We start from the raw sequence: 24,498 nt of genomic DNA on the forward strand, positions 1-24,498 counted from the left end.
ACGGGTGCAACGGCGCTACCAGTGAAATCGATCGAAACGCCGCGTGTACAACAGATCCACACCCTGGAACGTCCCGCCATACGCGGCGATCGACCAGAAGCGCGTCAGGTTGACGGTTGCCTTGATCGCGTTCGCCGCCGACTGCAGGCCCTGTTCGTAGCCGAGCACGAGCCATTCGCTGATCGCCTTCGACACCATCACGACCTGCGGGTCCGTCAAGCCCACTTCGCTGCGCCCCACCGTCACCTCGTCGAGCCCGAACGTCTGCGCGATCCGCTTGCCGCTCACACTGCCGAGCAGCGCCAGCGCAGTCGTCATCGTGCTCTGCTGGCCGAGGTTGTTGCCCTGGTCGGTGCCGTGGCCGAACAGCAGCCATGACAGCTTTTCGTTGTCGGGCACGTTCGGCTCCGAGACGAGCTTCGCGTTCGGCGCCTGGACCGTGCCGGTCACCTGCACGCCGGCTTCGACCTGCTGGTTACGGCGCATCGCGAGAATGTTGATACCCGGATTCGACACCGGTCCGTTGAACGTGAAGAAGCCGTTCTCGATCGCCAGCTTGCGACCAAACGCCGTGTAGGTCGAGCCTTCCGTCACGCGTACATTGCCGACCGCGCGCAGCGGCTGGTTCGGCGCGCTCATCGCGGTGATCGTGCCGCGCAGGCCGAGGTCCGCGCCCTGACCGCGGAAGCGGAAGTTGTTGCCGAGGTCGAGATCGATGTTCGCGCGCGGCGCAAAACGGCCGACTGGCTTGTCGGTGCCAGCCACCGCATCGGGTTTCTTCTCGCCGCGCACGGTGCCATCCGCGCGCACGATCACGACATCGTCGCCGAGGCTCGGCGAGGCTTCTTCGGGCAGGTCGAAGAGCGCGTGGTCGACGTTAAATTTGCCGTTGATCGCCATGCCGCCCTGCGGCCCCGCATTCGCAACGCTCGCGCTGCCCGACAGCGACAGCTCGCGGTCCGGTGCCGCGAACAGTTCGAGCTTGTCGGCGACGATGCTCGCGGTGAGATCGGGTTCCGCGCCGTCGAGCCGCACGCGACCGGTCGCGCGTAGCGTACCGCTCGCGCCATGGAATTCGACCTGCTGGAAATCGACGAGATTCTCCGACAGCGCGATGCGGACCACGCCGCCCTTCAGTTGGACGCCTTGATCGACGAGCGTTGCCGACAGATCGTCGCCGGTCAGCGAGCCTGACAGGTTCGGTTTCGCCACGGTCCCGCCGAGCGCGAGCTTCAACGCAAGGTGACCATCGAGCAGATAGCTGGGTCCGAACAATCCGCCCGTCGTTTTCAACGATGGCAAGTCTGCATCGACCTTGCCGGTGAGCGGCGCCTCATCATCGACGGCAAGTGCGCCATCGCGTAACGTCAGCGCCGTGTGCGCGTCGGCATCGATCACGCCGAGCCGGCTCGCCTGCGCATGCACCGTCGCATTGACGCGATTGCCGCCGCTGAACTCGGCACGCGCGGCCATATCGGTAATGCCCAGCGATGCGATGCCGCGGCCCACTTCAACCGTCACATCGCCGCCGCGCCGCTTCAACTGGACGTGGCCGCTCGCCGTGTCGCCTAGCGCGAAATCCCAGTCGCCATCGAACACGAGATCGGTCTTCACCGGCGACGCATCACCGGTGATCTCCTCGCGCAGCGCCAGCAACCGCGCGAGCGACACATCCGTTAACGTGCCCGCCGAGCGAATGCGCCCGTGATCGAGCGCGAACGACTTCAGATCGAGCACCGCGCCTTCGAGCGTGAGCCGCGTCGCACCCAACGTCACGCGTCCCGCACCGGCGCTGACCGTGAGGGGCGTGTCGAGATTCACCGCTGGCGTGCCGCGATTCTGCAGACGCGTGACTGTGCCGTCCCAGCGCGTGCCGTCGCGTGCTTCGGTCAGGTGGCCGTTGGCGCCGAGCGTCAGCTCGACTGTGCGGCCCTCCACCTTGCCGGACGCTGCGGCTTCGAGCGTGTGATTCGCGCGGGTGCCGCCGAGGCGCGCGGTCAGCGTCGCGAGATCGACGCCGGCGGCGCTGAGATTGCGGGCATCGGTGGTGAAGACGAGGGCGCCGTTCGCGCCGTCGCGCAGTTCCGCGTGGCCCTGCGCGTGACCGAGCCGGGTCGTGCCGAACGCGACGCTGTCTGCGTTGTAGTCGAGCACGACGTTCGGATGAGCAAACGAACCGGTCAGATCGCCGTTCGCCGCCACGACACCTGCGAGGCCGAAGCCGAGGCGCTCCAGCTGCGGCGCGTCGATGCGAAAGCGCAGCCGGTCGCTGGGCGCACCGAAGCTGCCCTGCAGATCCACCTGGTTGCCCGCCACCGACAGGTTCGCGCGGCTCGGCAACAGCCGCATACCGGCCAGCTGGATCGTGCCGCCGCCTGTGAGCGGCAGGCCGTCGTAGACGCTGTCGCCGAGCTTGAAATCGGCCTTCGTCGTGAAGCCCGGTGCGAGTACGCCTGCTGCGTTTAGCGTGCCGGTGACGCGGGCTTCGATCTTGCGCGTCGGCGCTGGGGTTGGAGCTGCGCTGCGTTTTGCGGTGTTGGCGGCGGTGTTGGCGGCAGTCTTCGCCGCGGATTTCGCGGCGAGTTCTGTGTTCGATCTCGCGCCTAGCCGCGCACCGGTCGGTGCAGCACGCGACGGCGTCTGCACAGTCAGCGAAAACGGATCGAAATCGGTCAGTGCAGCCTTCAGGTTGTAGGTGGAATTCGCGTCGTGCTTGATCACGCCCGACAGATCGATGCGGCCCTTGCCCGCGCTAACCTTCACGTCGTTGAAGCTCATCCGCGCGGGATCGAACGTTATCTTGCCCTGCGCGCGAAGCGCGGCCTTCGGGTCGGCGAGATCGAGCGTGATGCTCTGCACATCGTCGTTCAGGCGGATGCCGACCGGGCCGCTCAACTGCGTCGGGCGTACGGTCGCTTCGAGTGCGTTCAGATCGAGGTTGGCGACCTTCAGATCGAACTGCCCGTACTTCCCCTTGAGCGCACCGCCACCGGTGATGGTCGCGTTCTTCACGAGCCGCACGTTCAGGTTCGACAGGCGCTGGCTCGCGGCGTCGAGACGAATGTCGGCGTGGGCATCGATGAGCGGCAGCAGATGCTGGTCGATCGCGCCGGGTTTCGCGTTGACGATCGAGACGGTGCCGGCTACGGCGAAGGCGGGTGCGGCGTTGTTTTTCTGAGCGGTGGTCGATGCGCTTGCGGTGTTTATCTGACCGGCTGCCGTGCTTGCCAGCGCTGCAGAAGCAACCACCCCACCCACACTCACCGCACCCGATACATCACCAGCCGCTCCCCCACTCGCCGGCTGCAACTCCGCCCGCACCGCCAGATCCGCCTGCGGCGCGCCCGGCGCAAACGCCTGCGGATTCACATGATCGAAAGTCAGCGTCGCGCGTTGCAACGGCACCGCGCCAAACGGCGTCGCTTCCACGTGCGCATGTCCGGTGAGCTTCATCCCGCTCGCATCGAGTTCGGCGACGAGCGTTTCCAGCGAGCCCGTCAGGTTGCCGCGCACCTCGACCGCTTCGTCATTGACCTTGCCCGCATAACCGATCTCACCGGTTAGCGGAAACGGCCGCACCCCATCGAGCTTCGCACGCGCCGTCACCGCGCCGAACGGCGTATCGAGCCGCTCCACCGCCGCCTCGTGATGCCGCCCGTCGCTACGCCCGTGAAACAGCAGCCGGGAGAATTCAGTCGTCGATGTGCCTTCGTGCAGCAACAGCCGGTCGACGCGCAGGTCACGCACTTCGAGCTGCATCGGCAGTTGCAGATCCTGCGGCAACTTCATCGGCTCCGAAGAAGAAGACGCCGATGGCACGAGCCGCGCGTCGATCGTGCCGATGTGCAGGTAGTCGATCGAGTAACGCCACGGCGCTCGCGTGAGCGCCCACTTGCCCGCCACGCTGTCGACCTTGATGTCGGTGCCATCGGCGCCACGCCATTCGACGTGGCGCAAACGCACGCCAGTAGCAATCGCGCCGCCGTCGAGCGTGCCGGACAACTGGCCGCCCAGCAGCTTCACCGCGACGCGCCAGACGTAGCCGGTACCGCGTTCGGTCGCGAGCGCGCCGTACACCAGACCGACCGCGAGCGCCGCGAGCAGCACCAGCACACCAACCGTCCACGCCAGCACCTTCCGCAGACGCCGGCCGCGCGGACGCCCTGACGGCGGCGGCGTGCCAGTGCCGTCAGGCGACGCGTCGTCCGGGGTGGGCTGTGGCGGAAGTGCTGACGAATCCGTGGTCATGCTCGATACATGTGAATGGGCAATGCAGTGGTGGAAGTCATCAGAAGGCAATCCCGAGCGTCAGGTAAGGCCGCACGCTGCGGTTGCGAATCCCGTACGCGACGTCGATGTTCACCGGTCCGACCGGGCTGCGCCAGCGCGCCCCGACACCGACACCGGAGAAGAAGACCTTTTCGGCCCAGGTATCGGTGGCAGTGCCGATATCGAAGAACGTCGCAGCGCCCCAGTCGTGGCTGAACCAGTGCTGGTATTCGGCGCTGCCCGTCATCAGGTATTTGGTCGGCAGGGTCGAGCCGTCGACCTGGTCACCGATACTCTGGAAGCTGTACCCACGCACCGAGTTCGACCCGCCCGCGCGAAACAGCAGTGACGCGGGCACGCCCGAGGAACTGCTGCCCGTGAACACACCGCCGAGTTCCGCGCGAAATACCAGCAGGTCGGTCTTGCCGAGCGGCAGGTATTGCTGGCCGCGCGCATAGCCGCGAACGAAGCTCTGTTCGGTTGCCGCGCCCTTCACCGCAAACCCCGCTTCCGCGTGAATCAGGTTGCCGGAGCGCGGAAACAGCGGGTCGTCGGTATTGCGGCGGGTCCACGACCATGACGGCACGAGCGCGTGGCTCGTGGTCGGGTTACCGTTGTTCTGCTCGAGCCGGTCCTGGTAGTAGAGGATCGAGTAGGAGTAGTCGATGTTCTGCGACGTGCGGGTTCGCTGCACGCCGACGCGCGCACTATAGATCGTCGTGTCCGACACGTCGGTGCTGGTGTACGACGCGAGCACGCTGTTGGTCCACGCGCGCTCGCCGGGCGGCATCGAGAGCTGGATCTGGCCGTAGCGCTGGATGCGATCGACCCGCCCCTGGATCGAGAACGGGTACGCATGGCCGAACGTGTCGAGGTACGAATAGGAACCCTGCACATGCGGACCGGTATCGGTCGAATAACCGACGCCGCCGCGCACGCTGTTGTACGGATACTCGCTGACCTTCACGTGGATAGGCGTATCGGCGGGTTTCGTGGGGTCGTTGTCGACGTCGATCGCGACGCTCGCGTAGTACGGCGTGCTCTGCAACTGGCGCTGCAGTTCGTTGATGCGCTGCACGTCGTAGATCTCGCCGACCGACACCGGATTCACGTTATCGACGATCTTCTCCGGATAGCGCCGCGTGCCCGACACGTCGAGCTTGCCCATCGTGAACGTCGGGCCGCTGTCGTACAGGACGCTGAGCGTTGCGCGGTGCGTGCGCGGATCGATACGTGCTTCCGACTGCGCGATTTTCGCCCCAAGGTAGCGGCGTGCCTGCAGTGCCCTCAGCGACGCGCTCTTCGCATCGTCCCAGCCGGACTGCGAGAACGGGTCGCCTTCGCGCAGCGAAAAGGCGAAACGGGTGGCGTTTTCCTGGGTAGGGTCTTCGGTTAGCACGGCGCCGCGAAACGTCAGTGTGATGGCCGAGATCGTCGTACGCGGACCGGGATCGACGCTGACCGTCACGCTTTTCTTGCCGTCGACGTTACGTACGTCGGTGCGCACGACCGGCGAAAAATAGCCCTGCGTGGCGGTGAGATCGCGCACCTGCTGCGGCGTCGCGGTGACGAGAAACTGGAACTGGTCGTCGCTGATGTCGTCGCGCTTCGCGAAGCGCGCGATGTCCAGATGCGCTTCGAGCAGCTTGCGCAGCGAGCGCGGCGAGGTCTCGATGTCGACCTTGTAGGCCGCGCGCGCCGCATGTGCGTTGCTTATGCCAAACGTGAATGCGAGGACCAGCAGGCATCCGGCAAACCACGCGCGCAGCGGCCACGGCGCACGGCGTGCCGTCCCGCACCGCTGCAGGCTGGCGTGACCGGCCCCCCAGCCAGGGCGGCGCACGTACGACGGTTCGATCGGACACCCCGCCAAACAGGACCTCCCGGGCCGTGGTTGATATGAATGGTTAATTCGGCGCTACGAGCATGGGCCGAAGCTCGCTATTTGACCACATCGGCAGGGCCTGGCCTCCTCGAACCTGTGTGCGCTGCCCGCCTTGGACGCGCGCCCCGGGCCGATGTTCCGCAAACCGCATACGCGCCCGCGGGCAAACCGCGCTCAAGGCAGCCCGCAAATTCGACCGCCCGCTTTCGCATGCTGTAAAATTCCGCCAAACCGCGCGAAAAGCCGCCGGGCAGACCTCCCGCCCCGCTGCCGCCCTCACCCTCACGGACGTCGAGCCATGTATCAATCGGACATCACCCAGTTTCTGAACCAGCTGAAAGAACAAAAGCCCGCACTCGAAGCGGAACAGCGCCGCGGCCGTTCGCTGCTGTGGGACAAACAGCCGGTCGATCTCGACGAACGCGCGCACCAGCAAGCCTCGCGCGTAGAACAAACGCCTTACGTCTACTACCAGAACTTCTGAGCGTGACGACCGCCGACGAGGCCCGCCCGGCGCAGGATCAGTCCGACGCCGCGCTCGCTGCGCCCGTAACCGATACGACGCCCGATACCGTCGACGGTATCGCGTTCGCGCGCCTGTACGGCGAACCGCTCTTCAAGCTCCCGCAAGACCTCTACATCCCGCCGGATGCGCTCGAAGTCTTTCTCGAAACGTTCGAAGGTCCGCTCGATCTGCTGCTGTACCTGATCCGCAAGCAGAACTTCAACGTGCTCGACATCCCGATGGCCGACGTCACGGTGCAGTACCTCGGTTACGTCGAACAGCTGCGCGAGTCGAACCTCGAACTGGCATCCGAATACCTGCTGATGGCCGCGATGCTGATCGAGATCAAGTCGCGCATGTTGCTGCCGGTCAGAAAGGCCGATAGCGGCGAAGAAGCGGAAGATCCGCGCGCCGAACTCGTGCGGCGCCTGCTCGAGTACGAGCAGATGAAGCTCGCGGCGCAGCGTCTGGACCAGTTGCCGCAACTCGGTCGCGACTTCCTGCGCGCCGAGGTGTACATCGAGCAGAGCATGACGCCGCGCTTTCCGGACGTGAACAGCGACGATCTGCGCACGGCATGGGCGGATGTGATCAAGCGGGCGAAGCTCGTCCAGCATCACCGCATCTCACGCGAAGAACTGTCGGTGCGCGAGCACATGAGCACGATCCTGCGTCGACTGCAGAATGCGCGCTTCATGGAATTCTCGGATCTGTTCGATGTATCGCGCGGCGTGCCGGTGGTCGTGGTGAACTTCATCGCGATGCTGGAGCTGTCGCGCGAATCGCTGATCGAGATCACCCAGGCCGAGCCGTTTGCGCCGATCTACGTGCGCCTCGCCTACCTGCCGGCATAGGCAGAAGTCCGAGAAACCCGAAGAATCCAAAGAATCCGGAGACCCGCCACCCCGCCCCATGCGAGGAGTGCACCGCCGATCATGAAAATCATCAGCTCGATCCACGAATTGCGCGACCAGTTGCGCGGCCAGAATCGCACTGCGTTCGTCCCGACGATGGGCAATCTGCACGAAGGCCATCTTTCGCTGATGCGTCTTGCGCGCCAGCATGGCGACCCGGTCGTGGCGAGCATCTTCGTCAACCGGCTGCAATTCGGCCCGAACGAAGACTTCGACAAGTACCCGCGCACGTTCGAAGAGGACATCGAGAAGCTGCGCAAGGAAAACGTCTATGTGCTGTTCGCGCCAACCGAGCGCGATCTGTATCCGGAGCCGCAGCAATATCGCGTGCATCCGCCGCAGGATCTCGGCGACATCCTTGAAGGCGAGTTCCGGCCGGGCTTCTTCCAGGGCGTGTGCACGGTGGTGATGAAGCTGATGTCGTGCGTGCAGCCGCGCGTCGCGGTGTTCGGCAAGAAGGACTATCAGCAGTTGATGATCGTGCGGCAGATGTGCCACCAGTTCGCGCTCCCGACCGACATCATCGCCGCAGACACCGTGCGCGACGCCGACGGGCTCGCGCTCAGCTCGCGTAACCGCTATCTGCAGCCCACCGAGCGCGCCGAAGCGCCGCAGCTCGCCATCGCGCTGAACGGTGTGCGCACCGCGGTGCTGGCCGGCGAGCGCGACTTCGCGAAGATCGAGCAGCAGGCAATGGCCACGCTCGCCGCGCGCGGCTGGCAGCCCGACTACATCGCCGTGCGCAAACGCGTGAACCTGCAGGCTCCGGCCGCGCATGAAACCGACGCACCGCTCGTCGTGCTCGCCGCCGCGAAGCTCGGCGCGACGCGCCTGATCGACAACCTCGAAATCTGAAACCGTCTGAACCCGCCTGAACCTGTCACCGGCCCGGCGCGCCGCATGCACCCCATGCGCCCGGGCCGCGCGACTACTTGTCCACGGAACGCCCGCCCATGCAACGCCACATGCTGAAGTCGAAGATCCATCGCGCCGCCGTCACGCACTGCGAACTGCACTACGAAGGCTCGTGCGCGATCGACGAGAACCTGCTCGAAGCCGCGAACATCATCGAAAACGAACGCATCGACATCTGGAACATCAATAACGGCGAGCGTTTTTCGACCTACGCAATCAAGGGCGAGCGCGGTAGCGGCATGATTTCGCTGAATGGTTCGGCGGCGCGCCGGGCGCAACTGGGCGACCTCGTGATCATCGCGGCGTTTGCCACGGTCGACGAGGCCGAGCTGAAGGCGGGATGGAAACCGGACCTGGTGTTCGTTGACGGCGACAACCGCATCAAGGGCAGTCGCGACCACGTGCCGACGCAAAGCTGGACCTGATGATCTTGCGCGTCGGGCCGATCGTGGCCCGAACGCTTCACCGTGCCGCGCGTGGCGGCGTCAGGTTTTCTTGCTGGCCCAATCGATGATCGATTGCCACTGCTCGAGGTCCTTCTCGACCCGGCTCTTCGCGACGTCCCACAGCGTGAGGCCGTGCGCGGCGAGTTGCACATAGTTCTGCGTATCACGCACAAAGCCGAGCACCGGCAGCTTCAGTCCCTCGACAAAACGATGCAACTGATCCGCCGAGCGCGTACGCGCATCGACGCGCATCCCCACCACACCGACCTCGATGCGGCCTTTCCGGATGGCTTTTTCTTTCGCGAGGTGTTCGAGAAATTCCTGGGTGGCGAGAATATCGAACAACGACGGCTGCAGCGGCACGATGACCTTGTCGGCCAGATCGAGGGCAACACTGAGACGGTTGCCGTGCAAGCCGGCGGGTGTATCGATAATTGCGTGTTCGAGGCCCTTGGGCGGTTTGGCCGGCGCGTCGGGGTCGACCTCCCAGATTTCGATCGGCGGGAGCGTGGCGGGCCGCAGCTCGAGCCACGCATGCGCTGAATGCTGTTTGTCCAGATCCGCGAGCGCAACCCACTCGCCCGCGGCGGCGAAATAGCCCGCCAGATTGGTCGACAGCGTGCTCTTGCCTACGCCGCCCTTCGGATTCGCCACCACGATTACCGTCATGAATGCCCCCGGAAGATGGCTGGCGCGGCCAGCCGGTTTGCCGTTTCTTGCCGTCAAAAGTCGATCCAGCCGTTGATAATATCGGCAAAACCCGCCGCACCGAAACAAGAACGACCATTCGGTGTGCATTTCTTTCTACGAGGACACCAGACCATGACGAAGCTTCGCCCCGAATACACCCTTGAGCGCATGCAGGAACGGCAGCGCGGCACCCTTCCCGAACTGATCGGTTTTCGGGCTATTTCGCTGGAAGAAGGCTCATTGACCGCCGAACTGACGGTACGCCCCAACCTGCTGGCGCCCAACGGCTTCCTGCATGCTGCAACCGTGGTCGCCCTCGCCGATACCGCCTGCGGCTATGCGTGCCTCTCCCACCTGCCGGAGAAAGCCCAGAGTTTCACGACCATCGAGCTGAAGAGCAATTTCCTCGGCACCGCGCGGGAAGGCACGATCCGGGCGGTGGCGAAGGGCGTCCATATTGGGCGTACCACGCAGGTCTGGGATGCGACGGTGTTCGACCCGAACGGCAAGACCATTGCGCTATTCCGCTGCACGCAGATGGTCTTGTATTGAGAAGAGAGTGGCGAGGCGCCTTGCGCCTCGCCCAGGCAGCGATTCAGGGTGGCCCAGGCAGGCCGCCCTATCCAGCAAGCTGATTCAGCAATCTCAGGCCACCGCAGGACGTGCCGCCTTCACCCCGGTGGCTGCGAAGAGACCGTTGCCCAGCAACGACTGCACCACCAGCGTCACCGCCCAGAACGCCGGATATTCCCAACCGCCGTTCGGCGAGGCGAAGCCCCAGCCGTTGTGCAAATGGGTGGACATCGCGCCCAGCATGAACGGCAGCAGCACCAGCGCAACCCAGCGCACCTGCACGCCGAGCAGCAAGGCGATGCCGCCGAACAGCTCGACGAACGCCGTCACGTAGCCCAGCCAGCCCGGCAGGCCCAGCGAGACGAAAAACTGCGCGGTGCCCGGCAGCGTGAACACAAAGATCTTTTGCAGGCTGTGGGCGAGATACAGCACGCCTAACGCCACGCGCAGCAGCAGCGCGGCCGCATCGGCGGAACGGTTCGAATGCATGGCGACTCCTTGATGGGTTGAACGGACAGCAGACGGTGCCGTCGTTGGGTCGCACTATATTCGAACTAATAAGGTGGAAAAACCGGCTCTGGCGCTTAGATTATTTCCTGACAGGATTTAATCGATTCTTCCATTCGCGGTCTCGCGCATCGCCGCGAACAGGCGGGGCAGGTCCAGATGCTCGTCGAGCGTATCGGCGAGGCGGTCCAGCGAGGCTTCCCGCAGCGCCGGGTAGTCGATTTCCTCCGCGGCGCCGAGACCGGCCCACGCGAGCAACGCCGCGCAGGCAGCCGGCGTATCGAACAGGCCGTGGACATAGGTGGCGAGAATCTGGTCGTCGGCGGAACGGGCGCCGTCGGGACGCGGTCCGGTCACGCTGGCGAGATGTAATGCCGGCGAGGTGAGCGCCGGTCCCTCGGTCTCGCCCATGTGGATTTCGTAGCCGGCCGCAGCCGGCGCGCCCGGCAGCGCCAGCGTGCCGGTTACGTTGGCGAGCGTTTTCTCGCGCGTCAGCGTCGTCGAAAAGTCGAGCCAGCCGAGCCCGGCCACCGTGCCCGGCGTCCCTTCGACGCCATGCGGGTCAGCCACTTCGCGCCCCAGCATCTGCATGCCGCCGCAGATGCCGATCACCTTGCCGCCATAGCGCAGATGCCGTTGCAACACCGCGTCCCAACCCTGCGCGCGCAGAAACGCGAGATCGCCCTGCACGTTCTTCGAGCCTGGCAACACGATCAAATCGGCGGGCGGCGGCATACTGCCGCTGCGTACATAGTGGAAATCGACCTGCGGATGCGCGCGCAACGCATCGAAATCAGTGTGGTTGCTGATGTGCGGCAGCACCGGTACCACGACGCGCAGTACGCCGTCTGCCGTGCCCATGCCCGCGCCCGCGTGGGCGGCCCGCAATTCGCGCGGCAGCATGTCCTCGGCATCGAGTGTCAGGCCATGCAGATACGGCAGCACGCCGAACACCGGCTTGCCGGTCTGCGCTTCGAGCCAGTCGAGCCCCGGCTGCAGCAGTCCGATATCGCCACGAAACCGGTTGATCACGAAGCCCTGCACTCGTGCCCGTTCGCTGGCCGACAGACACGCGAGCGTCCCCGTCAGATGCGCGAACACCCCGCCGCGATCGATGTCGGCCACCAGCACCACCGGGCAATCGACCGCTTCCGCAAAACCCATGTTCGCGATATCGCGATCACGCAGATTGATCTCGGCGGGACTGCCCGCGCCTTCGACGAAAATCGTTTCGAAGCGCGCCTGCAGACGCCGGTACGACGCGAGCACTGCATCGAACGCGATTGGCTTGTAGTCGTGATAGGCGCGCGCATCGAGATTCATGCGCGCCTTGCCGTGGATGATCACCTGCGCGCCGCGGTCGCTGGTCGGCTTGAGCAGCACGGGGTTCAGATCGGTGTGCGCGTCGATCCCCGCGGCGACTGCCTGCAACGCCTGCGCGCGGCCGATCTCGCCGCCGTCCACCGTGACTGCGCTGTTGAGCGCCATGTTCTGCGGCTTGAACGGCGCGACCTTCGCACCGGCGCGGCGGGCGAGCCTGCACAGGCCCGCGACGAGTGTGCTCTTGCCGGCATCGGAGGTCGTGCCCTGGATCATCAGCGTGCCGCGCGGCACGGTTGGCACGGTTAAACCTGCGGGCGGCGGGGAGTCGGATAGCGCAGTCACGGAGTGGGCCAGGTGGTAATGAGGCGAACAGGAAAGACCGCGCATTATCCCATCGCATGCGCCCGCGACGCGGCTGAACGCGAACCCAAGCCGGTACAATCACGCGATGATTTCCCCCGACCTCACCTTCGTGCTCGGCGGTGCCCGCTCGGGCAAGAGCGCGCACGCCGAACAGCTCGCAAGCGACAGCGCGCTCCCGGTCACCTACATTGCCACCGCACGCATCGCGGATGCCGAATTCGCGGAGCGAGTCGCGCATCATCGCGAGCGACGTCCTGCGCACTGGCGTTTGCTCGAAGCGCCGCTCGATCTGGCCGGCGCTGTCACCGCCACCGATGCGCCTGGGCAATGCATCCTGATCGATTGCCTGACGCTGTGGCTCGCCAACCTGCTGTGTCCACCCGACGGTACTCCCGCCTCCGATGACAGCGCGCAACGCCTCGCCGCCTTCGAACACGCGCTCGCCCAGGCGGCAGGCAAGATCATCATCGTGAGCAACGAGATCGGCCTCGGCGTCGTGCCGCTCGGCGCGGCGACGCGTCTCTATGTGGACGAACTCGGCCGGCTCAATCAACGGATCGCTGCGCTGAGTAGCGAAGTCACGATGATGGTCGCGGGCCTGCCGCTCACGCTTAAGACCGCGCGCCCATGATCATGCTGTCCCTCCCGCTGACCGCTGCGCTCGCGACGCTTGCCGTCGCCATCGACCGCTGGACCGGCGAGCCCCACACCGCTCATCCGCTGGTCGGTTTCGGCAAGCTGGCTAGCGCACTCGAAGCGCGCCTGAACACCGGTCGGCGCGGCCGGCTCGCGGGGCTGCTCGGCTGGCTGCTTGCGGTCGCGCCGCCGGTGGCTATCGCCGCGTGGCTCGTCGCGGTGCTGCCGTTGCCGCTCGCGTGTGCGGTCCATGTCGCGCTGCTGTGGTTCGCACTCGGCGCGCGCAGCCTGCACGACCACATCGCGCCGATTGCTGCGGCGCTCGCGCGGCGCGATCTGGCGCAGGCGCGCGTACTGACGTCGCGCATCGTCTCGCGCGAAACCGCGACCGCCGACGAAGCCGCACTCGCGCGCGCCGCCGTCGAATCGGCACTCGAGAACGGCAACGATGCGATCTTCGGCGCGCTGTTCTGGTTCGCGATCGCGGGTGGTCCTGGCGCGCTCGCGTTCCGTCTTGCCAATACGCTCGACGCGATGTGGGGCTACCGCACGCCGCGCTATCTGCGCTACGGCTGGGCCGCGGCACGCATCGACGATGTACTCAACTGGATTCCCGCGCGGCTGACGGCGACGAGCTACGCGCTGCTCGGCGATACGCGCACCGCGTGGCGCTGCTGGCGCGATCAGGCGCGGCGCTGGGACAGCCCGAACGCGGGGCCGGTGATGGCGGCGGGCGCAGGCAGTCTGAATGTGCGGATCGGCGGAGCGGCTGTGTATCACGGCGCACTCGAGCAACGTCCGACACTCGGTGCCGGCGAGGCCGCCGCCGCCCGGCATGTTCCGGCCGCGCTGCAACTGGTTGAGCGAACCGTCACGCTCTGGCTGGCTGTATTGATTGTGCTGGCGCTACTGAGTGTGCCGTTTCATGCATAGCGAGATCGGTGTTGCTACTTCGAGCCCAGGTGCCGCGCCCAGCGTGGTAACGCACGGCGGCAATCTGCATGAGGCGGCGCGACTGTATGGCATTGCGTACGCCGCGTGGCTCGATCTGTCGACTGGCATCAATCCGCACGGCTATCCGGTGCCGCCCGTACCGCCCGATGCGTGGCGGCGTTTGCCCGATGAAGGCGACGATTTCGCTGCGTGCGCCGCGCGCTATTACGGCGCGCCGGATGCGGAGCATGTGTTGCCGGTGGCTGGCAGCCAGGCGGCGATCCGTGCGTTGCCTGCGGTGTTGCCTGCGCTGCCTGCCCTACCTACGCAGCCTGCTTCATCGCCCGAATCACGACCCGAGTCGTCGACACGCGCAACCGTCGGTATCGCACCGCTCACGTATAGCGAATACGCGCCGGCGTTCGCACGCGCCGGCTACGTAGTGAGCGCACTCGATGTAGCGTGCGAGAACCTGCCCGACACGCTCACTCACGCAGTCGTCGTCAATCCGAACAACCCGACCGCTGCGTACCTCGATGCGGCAAAACTTCTACGCTGGCACGCGCAATTGTCAGCACGCGGCGGCACTCTGATCGTCGATGAAGCGTTCGCCGACGCGATGCCGGATGTCACGCCGCGTGCATCGCTGGCCGATCGCGTTGCGTTGCCCGGTCTCGTCGTATTGCGCTCGCCGGGGAAGTTCTTCGGCCTCGCAGGCGTACGCGCGGGCTTCGTGCTGGCTGCGCCGGCGCAGCTTCGTGCACTGCGCGACGTGCTCGGCGCGTGGACGGTCAGCGGTCCGGCGCGTCATGCAGTGACGGCGGCGTTCGCCGATCGTGCATGGCAAGAGCAGATGCGCGACCGCCTGGCGGCTGACAGTGCCCGGCTCGTGGAGTTGCTGCATGCACATCGCTTCGCGTCGCGAGCCACGCCGCTCTTCGCATGGACCGACGACGCACGTGCCACCGCGCTACATCGCGCGCTTGCCGAACGTGGTATCTGGACCCGCCTGTTCGCGCAACCGGCCAGCCTGCGCTTCGGCTTGCCCGCTACACCCGCGGACTGGCAACGTTTCGAGCTGGCATTGCGGGAAAGCGTGGAAGCAATTGATGCGACTGCATAACCGTCGAATCACGTACTGCCCGCGATACAGTTGGCCACGCCGTAACCACCCTGCTTCCTGTATTCATCACAATGACCCGACCCGTTCGACTTGCCGCTGTATTCACGTTGGCCTGCGCGGCCCTGCTGCCCTTCAGCCGTGCAGCGCACGCGTCCATCACCGTCACCGACGACAGCGGCGCAACCGTCACACTCGCAGCGCCCGCACAACGCGTGATCAGTCTCGCGCCGCACGTCACCGAGCTGCTGTATGCCGCGGGCGGCGGCGCGAAGCTCGTCGGCGCGGTCACGTACAGCGACTACCCGCCCGAGGCGAAGCAGTTGCCGCGCGTCGGCGACAACAAGGCGCTTGACCTCGAACGCATCGTCGCGCTGAAGCCGGATCTGATCGTCGTGTGGCGGCACGGGAATGCACAAGCTCAACTCGAGCGGCTACGCGAGCTGCATATCCCGCTCTTCTTCAGCGAGCCCAAACATCTCGACGACATCGCGAGCACGCTGACGAAACTCGGCGTGTTGCTCGACACGCAGCAGACCGCCGATGCAGCCGCCGCCGCGTTCCGTCAACGCATCGCGCAGTTGCGCACGCGTTACGCGACGCGACCGCCCGTGAGCGTGTTCTACCAGGTATGGGACAAACCGCTGATGACGCTCAACGGTACGCACATGATCAGCGACGTGATCGCGCTGTGCGGCGGGCGCAATGTATTCGCGCAGCTCGAACCGCTGGTGCCAACCGTATCGACGGAAGCGGTGCTCGCGGCAAATCCTGAGGCAATCGTCACGGCATCGCAGGGCGCGACGGCGCCGGACCATCCTTTGCCGCAACTCGATACGTGGCGCGCGTGGCCGGCGCTGACAGCGGTGGCGCGCGACAACCTGTTTGCGATCGACGGCGATCTGATCAACCGACCCGCACCGCGTATCGCAGAGGGCGCTGCGCAGTTGTGTGAGGACCTCGAAACGGTGCGCTCGCGTCGAGCGGCTGGAGTGGCTGGCAGCGCGCAGTAACAACGCCTGGGCAAGGCCATTACTGACTGCTAGCGCTGCACGCTTACGCGTTCCACCGCACCAGTGTCCAGCGCCCACTCACCTCGTCGCGCCGCAACCAGACGATAGCGGCCATCTCGAGCGCCCACTGCACGCAGCGCTCGACCGGCAGTTCCAGCGCGAGCGCTGTAACGACACGCATCACACCGGCATGCGTAACAACGTAGGCGACGGGCGACGTTTTGCGCGCGACCACAACATCATCGAGCCACGCCCCAACGCGCGCCGCAAACTGCGCAACGCTCTCGCCACCGTGCGGCTGCGCATGCTCGAAATCGGCGGTCCATGCATCGAGTTGCGCGCGATCGATCGCATCCCAGCGCTGCATTTCCCATGCGCCGAAGTTCATCTCTTCGAGACGCGTATCGATACGGCAGGCGCAGTCAAAATGTGCAGCAAGCAAATTAGCGATGCTCGCGCACCGCGTCAGCGGACTCGTGAATAGCGTGTCGCCGGGCTGCGGCGCGCGCAGCGCAGCCAGACGCGCGACAACAGCCGCCGCCGCAGTGGCCGGCTCGTCCGCGAGCGGCACATCGCTGCGTCCATAGCACACGCCCGCAGCAACCGAAACGGTCGCATGACGGATCAGGACGAGATCCACGCGAGCCCCGTCAGATAAATGGCCAGTTCGAAAATCTGCTGCGCGAACCCAAGGCAGTCACCGGTATAACCACCGATGCGCCGCACCCAGTAGCGACCGATTAAAACGCGCAGTACGACGAGCACCGCGAGCATCGCGAGGCCACAGCGCCAGTCCGGCCACAACAGCCACGGCAAACCGAACACGGCAGCCACGACAAAAGCCGCCACGCCCATGCGCTGCGCCACCGGTTTTGCCTTGCCTTCGGCGCGTACGTAATCGAGTGTCGTCAGATAGCTGATCGCGCCCGTGCGGCTCGCCGCATGCGCCGCGATCATCAGCCACGCGGCATGTACCGGCGGCAACGCCGCGAGCGTCTGCCACTTCAATGCCAGCGCGATCACCAACCCAATCGCGCCGAACGCACCGATCCGCGAATCCTGCATGATGCGCAGCACATCGTCGCGGGTATAGCCGCCGCCGAATCCATCGCAGCAATCGGCTAGTCCGTCCTCATGAAACGCACCGGTGACGACGAGCGTCACGACCATCGACAGCAGCACCGCCACACTCGCCGGAAACAGATGCAGCGCAGCCAGATACACGAGCGCGCCGAGCGCCCCCACCATCGCGCCGATGAGCGGAAAATAACGCGCCGCCGCATTCAGATAATGCGGCTCGTAGCCGACCCAGCGCGGCACCGGCACGCGCGTGAAATAGCCGAGCGCGGTGAAGAAGTAGCGCAGTTCGGTCAGCGGATGCATCGATGCCTGCCTCGAATGAGCGCTGCGTTCAGGGCCGGCGGGTGGCAACACCGGCCGACTCGAAGCTCGCCATCTCATTGACGATCGCGACCGCCGCACGCAGCAGCGGCACCGCGACCGCGGCGCCCGTGCCCTCGCCGAGCCGCATATCGAGCGCGAGCAGCGGCATCGCGCCGAAGTGATCGAGCATGCGCCGGTGCCCTGCTTCGTTCGACGCATGCGCAAACACGCAATACTCGCGCACGCCCGGCACCAGTGCATCGGCGACCAGCAGCGCCGCCGTCGCGATGAAGCCGTCGACCAGCGTCACCATGCGCGCTTCCGCCGCGGCCATATAGGCGCCCGCCATCATCGCGATCTCGAAGCCGCCGAAGGTTGCGAGCACATCGAGTGGATGGTTTGACGTCGGGTAAAGCGCGAGCGCCGAGGCGAGTACGTTGCGCTTCTTCGCGAGTCCCGCGTTATCGAGCCCGGTGCCGCGCCCGACACATTCGTCGATCGATACGCCGCACAGCCGGCTCATCAGACACGCAGCCGACGACGTATTCGCAATCCCCATCTCGCCGAAGCCGATCACGTTGGTGCCGAGCGCTGCATGGTGCCGCACGCGCGTCATGCCCGCCTGCAATGCCACGATGACCTGGTCGCGCGTCATCGCGGGTTCGTGCATGAAATTGCGCGTGCCGTATGCGACTGGAATATTGACGAGCCCTTCGCTGTCGGGCAACGGTGTGGCGATGCCGGCGTTGACGATTTCGAGCGTCATGTCGGCAACCCGGCTCAGCGCATTGATTGCCGCGCCGCCCGCAAGGAAGTTCGCGACCATCTGCGCGGTCACCGCCTGCGGATAGGGGCTCACGCCCTCGGCGGCGATGCCGTGGTCGCCCGCGAAGACGATCATCGTCGCGCGGCGCACACTCGGCTGCGTGGTCTGCTGGATCAATCCGATCTGACGCGCGAGCGTCTCAAGGCGCCCCAGGCTGCCGGGCGGCTTGGTCCTCGCATCGATGATTCGTTGAAGTTCGTCGCGCAGCGAGGAGTCGAGCGGCTCGACGACGGGCAAGACAAGAGGTGAAAAGATCATGTTGTCCGGTTGAAAGGAAAACCGTCTGCGCCGATCACCGCGATGAAGGTCGGGCGTCGTCGGACGAATAACGGGACTGTACCGCGGGGATCAGCGCTTCGTGCTCCCCTTCGCGAATCAATATCAACGGATAGCCGAACGCGCGGCTCGCCAGCTCGGGCGTCAGCACGTCGCGCGCCGGACCTGCCTGCGCACGACCGTTGCCATCGAGCAGCAACGCATGCGTCGCGTAACGGCGCGCGAGGTTCAGGTCGTGGCACGAGAACACGATCGTGCGCGCGGCCTCACGTGTCCATGCCGCCAGCACGTCGAGACACTCGATCTGATGATGCAGATCGAGATGCGCGAGCGGTTCGTCGAGCAACAGCAGCGGCGCATTCTGGCACAGCACGGCGGCCAGCGACACCCGTTGCCGTTCGCCGCCCGACAAGGACAGCACGTCGCGCGAAGCGAGCGCGGTGAGGCCGAGCATCGCGAGCGCGGATTGTGCGGCGGCAAGGTCGTCTGCGCGTTCCCAGCCCCAGCCCGCCAGATGCGGAAAGCGATTCAGCATCACGATATCGAGCACGCTCGCGCTGAACGCGTCGTGCAGGCTCTGCGGCATCAGCGCGCGCCGTTGCGCGAGCGGTACAGCGGGCCAACGGTCGAGCAGAACACCGTCGATCTCGACGTGTCCGGCAGCAGGTCGCAACAAACCGGCCAGCACCGATAGCAACGTCGTCTTGCCTGCGCCGTTCGGCCCGGCGATGCACCACAGCTCGCCGGGGCCGAAGGTCTGCGTGACGTCGTCGAGCAGGACGCGTTCGCCGGCGCGCAGGGTGACGTGGTGCATCGCAAGCGTGGTCGCCTGCGATGTAGCTTTGGAGGTCGCGTGGTGGCCGGTCATCCGCGCCGCCTGTGCAACAGCATCCAGAGAAACACGGGCACGCCGATCAGCGCGGTAATCACACCGACCGGCAGTTGCGCAGGCGCAATCACGGTGCGCGCGACCAGGTCAGCACCCATCACGGCCACACCCCCGCCTAACGCCGCGGCCGGCAGCAGCATCCGCTGATCATTGCCGAACGCGAGCCGCACCATATGCGGCACGACCAGACCGACGAAGCCAATCGTGCCGCCCGTCGTCACGGCGGCCGCCGCCGCCAGCGATGCCACCAGATAGATGCGCAAGCGCAGCGGCACGACGGCAACGCCGAGCGCCTGCGCGGCTGCATCGCCGCGCAGCAAAACGTTCAGTTGCGGCGCGGCGGGCACGATTGCGAGGAGCGCGACGACAAGTGCGGCGAGCGCGGTCCACGGCATGCCGCCGCCGTTCAGGTCGCCGGTCAGCCAGAACAGCATGCCGCGCAGACGGTTCTCCGGCGCAACGGTCAACAGTAGTGTGATCGCCGCGCCCCAGCCCGCCGCGACTACGGCGCCGGTCAGCAGCAGGCGCGGTGAGGTGTCCTGCGGCTCGCCGCGCCACAGTTCGCGACGGGCGAGACCGAGCACGAGCAGGATCGATGCAAGCGCGCCCGCGAATGCACTTGCATCGACGAGCCATATTGCGCAGCCGGCGCTCATCGCCAGCAAGGCAAAACTCGCGGCGCCGCCGGACACGCCGAGCACATACGGTTCGGCAAGCGGATTGCGCAGCAACACCTGCAACAACGCACCGCCGAGCGCGAGCAGCGCGCCGCACGAAAACCCGGCGAGCGCGCGCGGCAGCCGCAATGAGCGGACGATCTCGATGCCGAGATCGGCGGGCATTGCGTGCGCGGGTAACAGCGCGGCGAAGACACGGCCAAGCGGCACCGATACGCTGCCAAGCGATAGCGACGCGACGAACACGGCGGCCGTGCATGCGGCGAGCGCGGCCCAGATGACGGCCGCGCGTTGCGCGCTCATGCGTCGAACGGTGCGCGTCGCGATGCGGTTCATCCGTGCAGCATGATGGAGGCGGACGGGCTCATCGACGGCGTTGGGCTTGCAGCGCATACCGGACTGCTGCTGCCCGCCAATCGTGAGAGTCGCGAGATTCGTCTGACAGACGCCGCGCCGCGATGTGTTGTAGATAGAGGCGAGTTCATAGTCCTTGTCGAACAGGTTTCGAAAATCCTTCCTGTTTTCCCGTTTAACTACGCGCGATGCGAAAAAAACGCGTGGGCGCCAAAGTGCCGCAAGTGTAGGAGCGCGTACGATGTCGCGTCAAGAAACGGCAATTCCGGTTGCGCATCGGGTGCCGCGGCGACTGAAAAACCGCCGGACATCGGCAAACAACATGACAAAACCCCGCGAAAAACCTGTAAAAAGCACTGCTGTTACGTCTCGAAACGAGACAATTGTCGGAACCCGCGGCATTCCGCGCTAAAATGTCCCGTCTTTAGAGGACGCAGCACATGCTCACCGAACTCGAAACACTCTCACAGAATATTGGACGGCTGATTGCGGTCAGCCAGCGTCACTACGCAGCACGCCAGGCGCTCGAAGAGCAGCTCACGCAGGCGCGCTCGGATTGCGACGCAACGCGCGCCGAACTCGAACACATGCGCGAAGAGCGTAACGCGCTGCAGGCCGAACGCGACGCGCTGTCGGCGAAGATCGACGACGCGCAGGTCAGACTCAACGCGATCCTCGAAAAATTGCCACGTGCGAAAGGCCAATCCGAACAGGACAGTCAACTCGACCTGCTCGCCACCGCGCAGCACGAAGAGCAAGAGTCCCAGGAAGCGACCCGCAGCGATGCGGCCCGCCACGGAGAAAACGCATGACCACGAAGCAGATCGAAGTCGCGATTCTCGGCCAGACCTATCGTCTCGCCTGCTCGCCGGAAACCGAAGCGGCGCTGCTCGAAGCGGTTGCGCGGGTCGATGCGGAAATGTCAAAAATCCGTACGCACAGCAACGTGCGCGGCATGGATCGCATTGCGGTGATGGCCGCGCTGTCGCTCGCATCGGAACTGCTGAAGCTGCAAGCCAGTGTGCGTCATGGAGAATCGTTTCCCGCCGAAGAAATCCGGCGTACAATGCACCAGATGAACGAGCAGCTTGATACAGTCATTAGCCAGTACGGCGTGCAGTAGTCGCATCAGCGTAGTTCGAGTCTGGCAAGCATCTCGATTCAAACGGTTTAGTGGGTTGGTGGAACATACCGGCCCAGTTGTTAGCTTCCCTGCCTGGTTCGCCAAGGTCATATATTCCTTGAACCAATGCCATGTGCACGGTTGTGGAAATTTGCAGCACGGGTGTGCGCGTCACTCTGTCTGATGTACCCGAAGTGCTGCTAACTGCGACCAATTCTGAATCTCCGGTTCAGGATGCCGGCCTAGCGGCTATGGCGGGGACTTATTCGAACGGCATCGGACACTGTCCGGTGCCGTTTTTCTTTGTGCAGCGGTTTGTCTGGCCGCTGTCGCTGTCGTAGTCGCTGTCGTTGTCGTTCTCCCATCCACCCTCACGTTCATTCGATTCATATGCGCTACTGGCTAATGAAGTCCGAACCGGACGAAGCAAGCATCGACGATCTCGCCCACGCCCCGCAGCACACGCTGCCCTGGACGGGCGTGCGCAACTATCAGGCGCGCAACTTCATGCGTGACACGATGCAGCTCGGCGACGGTGTGCTCTTCTATCACTCGAGTTGTCCGGAGCCCGGTATCGCGGGGCTGGCGGAAGTGTCGTCGACGGCTTACCCCGACCCGACCCAGTTCGATCCGAAGAGCCCGTACTACGATCCGAAGTCGAAGCAGGAGGAGCCACGCTGGGTGCTCGTCGACGTGGTGTTCAAGAAAAAAACGCCGTTGGTGCCACTCGCCGCACTGCGCGATCACCCGGAACTCGCGCAGATGCGCGTGCTCGCAAAAGGCAACCGCCTGTCGATCACACCGGTGACGAGCGAGGAATGGCGTTTCATCCTCAAGCGGCTGATGTAAGGCCGCGCCACAGTGTCGGGTGGCAAAACCGAGTAACGAAATTGAGTGACGAAACTACCGGACGACGGGAACCTGTCGGTATGAATTCGCACCTAAGTGACTCGCAAGCGTCGTGCCATTCGGCGTGCCGGACCGCGTCTCCGTCATGGGCATGAAGTTGTTACGCGAGCGCGCAGCGGCGACCAGCCGGCTGCGCGCATACCCTGTTCACGGAAGGAGTCACACAATGACCAGAAAAACCACCATCGCGTTCGCGCTCGCCATGGCTTCGGCCGCCCCCCTCCTGCTGTCGCTCGTACCGTCCGCCGCACACGCCCAGAGTGCCGCGCCGTATCAACCGTCGGGCGTGTTGTCGCTGAACGCGCAGGCGAGTGCCGACGTGCCGCAGGACGTGGTGAACATCACGCTGTTTTACGAGCAGCAAGCCAACGATCCCTCTTCGCTCACAACCGCGCTGAACCAGCACGCGGATGCCGCGCTGCATCAGGCCAAGGGTGTCAGCGGTGTAACGGCACGCACGGGTTCGTTCTCGATCAGCCCGTCGACGGATCGCAACGGGCGCATCTCCGGCTGGCGCGGCCGGACGGAAATCATCCTCGAATCACACGATTTCGCCGCGGCGTCGAAGCTCGCGGGTCAGATTGCCGCGAACATGCAGGTCGGCGATGTGCAGTTCTCGCTGTCGCCGGAAGCGCAGCGCGCCGCCGAACAGAAGCTCGCCGGCGAAGCGATCGCCACGTTCCGCCAGCAGGCCACCGCCTCGGCGCAGGCGTTCGGCTATAGCAGCTATACGATCCGCGAAGTCAACATCGGCCGCAACGGCGTGATGCCGCGCCCGATGATGATGATGGCCCGCGCCGCCAGTTTCGAGGCGAAATCCGACTCCGCGCCGGTGCCGATCGAGGCTGGGACGTCGACGGTTACGGTGAATGTGTCGGGGTCGGTGCAGATGAAGTGATGTCGCAGGTCGCTCGCACGGTGTTCACAACCGCACGTGCGACGAAAAACGCCACGGCATGCCGTGGCGTCGTGTGACCGAAGCCCCTGTATTGCAAGCAATACAGGGGCTTTAACTTTTTAAGCTGTAACGGCGCCGCTCAGCGCGCCCCAACCGCCTGCGATGCGGCCTTGCCACCGCGCCGATAGGCCCAGACCAGCATCGCGATACCAGCGATGATCATCGGCAGCGAGAGCCACTGCCCCATCGACAGCCCCAGCGCGAGCAGGCCGAGAAAGTCGTCCGGCTCACGGGCGAATTCGATGGTAAAGCGCGCGAGGCCATAACCGATCAGGAACACCGCTGAAATCGCGCCGACCGGCCGCGGCTTGCGCGCGAAGAACCACAGCACGAGAAACAGCGCGATACCTTCGAGCGCGATCTCATACAGCTCCGACGGATGACGTGGCAGCATGTGGTACTGCGCGAACACCTCGCCGAGATGCCACTGCGCAGCCTTCGCCGGATGAGCGGCCAGCCATGCGGCATCTTCATTCGCGGCGCCCGGAAACAACATCGCCCACGGTGCGGACGGATCGGTCACGCGGCCCCACAGCTCACCGTTGATGAAGTTGCCGAGGCGGCCGGCGGCCAGACCGGTCGGCACCATCGGCGCGACGAAATCGGTGACCTGCATCCACGTGCGCTTGCGCTGATACGCGAACAGCATCATCGCGAACAGCACGCCGAGAAAGCCGCCGTGGAACGACATGCCGCCTTCCCACACCTTGAAGATGTCGAGCGGATGCGCGAAGTACCAGCTCGCCTTGTAGAACAGCACATAACCAAGCCGGCCGCCGAGTATCGTGCCGAGCACGCCGTAGAACAGCATGTCGTCGATGTCCTTCACGGTCCAGCCTTGCGCGGCCACATAGGGCAGGCGCAGGCGCAACCGCCCCACGACGATCGCCGCGATAAACGCGACGAGGTACATCAGGCCGTACCAGCGCACGGCGAGCGGCCCCAGATGGATGGCGACAGGATCGAAATTCGGGTGAATGAGCATCGTGTGGTGGTAGAGGTTCGGGTTCT

Annotated in this window: 24 protein-coding genes and 1 other RNA gene; 14 read left to right on the forward strand and 11 right to left on the reverse strand. The window is 65.2% G+C overall.

Features of this window, described 5'->3' with window-relative positions:
* Nucleotides 1–15: 15 nt before the first annotated feature.
* Together BWP39_RS11355 and BWP39_RS11360 are read right to left on the reverse strand one after the other, a co-directional pair.
* Nucleotides 16–4,248 carry a translocation/assembly module TamB domain-containing protein gene (locus BWP39_RS11355; RefSeq protein WP_096720167.1) on the reverse strand — a complete coding sequence of 1,411 codons (4,233 nt, stop codon included), beginning with the start codon at nt 4,246–4,248 and terminating at the stop codon, nt 16–18.
* Nucleotides 4,249–4,288: 40 nt separating this feature from the next.
* Nucleotides 4,289–6,142 (reverse strand): autotransporter assembly complex protein TamA, encoded by a 1,854-nt coding sequence (locus BWP39_RS11360; protein WP_207556756.1) that lies wholly within the window; start codon nt 6,140–6,142, stop codon nt 4,289–4,291.
* A gap of 310 nt (nt 6,143–6,452) precedes the next feature.
* Between BWP39_RS11360 and BWP39_RS11365 the strand changes: the two genes are divergently transcribed.
* The 4 genes from BWP39_RS11365 to panD all read left to right on the forward strand — a co-directional run bounded on the left by BWP39_RS11365 (nt 6,453) and on the right by panD (nt 8,913).
* A complete protein-coding gene (locus BWP39_RS11365) occupies nt 6,453–6,638 on the forward strand; it encodes a DUF3460 family protein (RefSeq protein ID WP_091010846.1) in 186 nt (61 codons plus the stop codon).
* A 2-nt stretch (nt 6,639–6,640) separates the two neighbouring features.
* On the forward strand, nt 6,641–7,513 hold the full coding sequence (locus BWP39_RS11370; protein ID WP_096720169.1) for a segregation and condensation protein A: 873 nt from the start codon (nt 6,641–6,643) through the stop codon (nt 7,511–7,513).
* 81 nt (nt 7,514–7,594) lie between these two features.
* Complete coding sequence (panC, locus tag BWP39_RS11375) at nt 7,595–8,428, forward strand: pantoate--beta-alanine ligase (protein ID WP_096720171.1); 834 nt, start codon at nt 7,595–7,597, stop codon at nt 8,426–8,428.
* A gap of 98 nt (nt 8,429–8,526) precedes the next feature.
* Complete coding sequence (gene panD / locus BWP39_RS11380; protein ID WP_096720173.1) at nt 8,527–8,913, forward strand: aspartate 1-decarboxylase; 387 nt, start codon at nt 8,527–8,529, stop codon at nt 8,911–8,913.
* A gap of 60 nt (nt 8,914–8,973) precedes the next feature.
* On the opposite strand, the gene BWP39_RS11385 is transcribed toward panD, so the two are convergent.
* A complete protein-coding gene (locus tag BWP39_RS11385) occupies nt 8,974–9,603 on the reverse strand; it encodes a ParA family protein (protein WP_096720175.1) in 630 nt (209 codons plus the stop codon).
* A gap of 153 nt (nt 9,604–9,756) precedes the next feature.
* On the opposite strand from BWP39_RS11385, the gene BWP39_RS11390 reads away from it, so the two are divergent.
* A complete protein-coding gene (locus BWP39_RS11390) occupies nt 9,757–10,176 on the forward strand; it encodes a PaaI family thioesterase (RefSeq protein ID WP_096720177.1) in 420 nt (139 codons plus the stop codon).
* Between the two features lie 93 nt (nt 10,177–10,269).
* Here BWP39_RS11390 and BWP39_RS11395 read toward each other — a convergent pair whose 3' ends face one another.
* Nucleotides 10,270–10,686: a DoxX family protein gene (locus BWP39_RS11395; RefSeq protein WP_096720179.1), complete on the reverse strand. Its 417-nt coding sequence runs from the start codon at nt 10,684–10,686 to the stop codon at nt 10,270–10,272.
* 117 nt (nt 10,687–10,803) lie between these two features.
* Complete coding sequence (locus BWP39_RS11400) at nt 10,804–12,300, reverse strand: cobyric acid synthase (protein WP_096722448.1); 1,497 nt, start codon at nt 12,298–12,300, stop codon at nt 10,804–10,806.
* A gap of 175 nt (nt 12,301–12,475) precedes the next feature.
* Between BWP39_RS11400 and cobU the strand changes: the two genes are divergently transcribed.
* The 4 genes from cobU to BWP39_RS11420 all read left to right on the forward strand — a co-directional run bounded on the left by cobU (nt 12,476) and on the right by BWP39_RS11420 (nt 16,092).
* The gene (cobU, locus tag BWP39_RS11405) at nt 12,476–13,021 is read left to right on the forward strand and encodes a bifunctional adenosylcobinamide kinase/adenosylcobinamide-phosphate guanylyltransferase (RefSeq protein ID WP_096720181.1); all 546 of its coding nucleotides are present in this window, start codon (nt 12,476–12,478) and stop codon (nt 13,019–13,021) included.
* Nucleotides 13,018–13,959, forward strand: coding sequence for an adenosylcobinamide-phosphate synthase CbiB (cbiB, locus tag BWP39_RS11410; RefSeq protein WP_096720183.1), 942 nt, complete (start codon nt 13,018–13,020; stop codon nt 13,957–13,959). Before cobU ends, cbiB begins: the two co-directional genes overlap by 4 nt.
* The gene (cobD, locus tag BWP39_RS11415; RefSeq protein ID WP_096720185.1) at nt 13,952–15,082 is read left to right on the forward strand and encodes a threonine-phosphate decarboxylase CobD; all 1,131 of its coding nucleotides are present in this window, start codon (nt 13,952–13,954) and stop codon (nt 15,080–15,082) included. The genes cbiB and cobD overlap by 8 nt, the downstream gene beginning before the upstream one ends.
* Before the next feature lie 71 nt (nt 15,083–15,153).
* Nucleotides 15,154–16,092: a cobalamin-binding protein gene (locus BWP39_RS11420; protein ID WP_207556758.1), complete on the forward strand. Its 939-nt coding sequence runs from the start codon at nt 15,154–15,156 to the stop codon at nt 16,090–16,092.
* 43 nt (nt 16,093–16,135) lie between these two features.
* Here the strand turns inward: BWP39_RS11420 and cobC are convergent, their stop codons facing one another.
* Genes cobC through BWP39_RS11445 form a run of 5 tightly spaced genes read right to left on the reverse strand, consistent with a single transcriptional unit; the run spans nt 16,136 to nt 20,479 of the window.
* On the reverse strand, nt 16,136–16,732 hold the full coding sequence (gene cobC, locus BWP39_RS11425; protein ID WP_096720189.1) for an alpha-ribazole phosphatase: 597 nt from the start codon (nt 16,730–16,732) through the stop codon (nt 16,136–16,138).
* On the reverse strand, nt 16,717–17,475 hold the full coding sequence (locus tag BWP39_RS11430) for an adenosylcobinamide-GDP ribazoletransferase (RefSeq protein ID WP_096720191.1): 759 nt from the start codon (nt 17,473–17,475) through the stop codon (nt 16,717–16,719). The genes cobC and BWP39_RS11430 overlap by 16 nt, the downstream gene beginning before the upstream one ends.
* Before the next feature lie 28 nt (nt 17,476–17,503).
* Complete coding sequence (cobT, locus tag BWP39_RS11435) at nt 17,504–18,559, reverse strand: nicotinate-nucleotide--dimethylbenzimidazole phosphoribosyltransferase (protein WP_096720193.1); 1,056 nt, start codon at nt 18,557–18,559, stop codon at nt 17,504–17,506.
* A gap of 34 nt (nt 18,560–18,593) precedes the next feature.
* Complete coding sequence (locus BWP39_RS11440) at nt 18,594–19,445, reverse strand: ABC transporter ATP-binding protein (RefSeq protein WP_096720195.1); 852 nt, start codon at nt 19,443–19,445, stop codon at nt 18,594–18,596.
* On the reverse strand, nt 19,442–20,479 hold the full coding sequence (locus BWP39_RS11445) for a FecCD family ABC transporter permease (protein ID WP_096720197.1): 1,038 nt from the start codon (nt 20,477–20,479) through the stop codon (nt 19,442–19,444). Before BWP39_RS11445 ends, BWP39_RS11440 begins: the two co-directional genes overlap by 4 nt.
* A 458-nt stretch (nt 20,480–20,937) precedes the next feature.
* On the opposite strand from BWP39_RS11445, the gene BWP39_RS11450 reads away from it, so the two are divergent.
* From BWP39_RS11450 to BWP39_RS11470, 5 genes are all read left to right on the forward strand, one after another.
* On the forward strand, nt 20,938–21,309 hold the full coding sequence (locus tag BWP39_RS11450) for an ATPase (RefSeq protein WP_096720199.1): 372 nt from the start codon (nt 20,938–20,940) through the stop codon (nt 21,307–21,309).
* Nucleotides 21,306–21,620, forward strand: coding sequence for a cell division protein ZapA (locus BWP39_RS11455; RefSeq protein WP_096720201.1), 315 nt, complete (start codon nt 21,306–21,308; stop codon nt 21,618–21,620). Before BWP39_RS11450 ends, BWP39_RS11455 begins: the two co-directional genes overlap by 4 nt.
* An 83-nt stretch (nt 21,621–21,703) precedes the next feature.
* A non-coding RNA gene (gene ssrS / locus BWP39_RS11460) (6S RNA) lies at nt 21,704–21,885 on the forward strand.
* Nucleotides 21,886–22,010: 125 nt separating this feature from the next.
* Nucleotides 22,011–22,469, forward strand: coding sequence for an EVE domain-containing protein (locus BWP39_RS11465; RefSeq protein WP_096720203.1), 459 nt, complete (start codon nt 22,011–22,013; stop codon nt 22,467–22,469).
* A 226-nt stretch (nt 22,470–22,695) separates the two neighbouring features.
* Nucleotides 22,696–23,427, forward strand: coding sequence for an SIMPL domain-containing protein (locus BWP39_RS11470; RefSeq protein WP_096720206.1), 732 nt, complete (start codon nt 22,696–22,698; stop codon nt 23,425–23,427).
* 139 nt (nt 23,428–23,566) lie between these two features.
* On the opposite strand, the gene lgt is transcribed toward BWP39_RS11470, so the two are convergent.
* Nucleotides 23,567–24,472 carry a prolipoprotein diacylglyceryl transferase gene (gene lgt / locus BWP39_RS11475; protein ID WP_096720208.1) on the reverse strand — a complete coding sequence of 302 codons (906 nt, stop codon included), beginning with the start codon at nt 24,470–24,472 and terminating at the stop codon, nt 23,567–23,569.
* Between the last annotated feature and the right edge of the window lie 26 nt (nt 24,473–24,498).

It is taken from the genome of Paraburkholderia acidicola (assembly GCF_002362315.1).
Classification (GTDB): domain Bacteria; phylum Pseudomonadota; class Gammaproteobacteria; order Burkholderiales; family Burkholderiaceae; genus Paraburkholderia; species Paraburkholderia acidicola.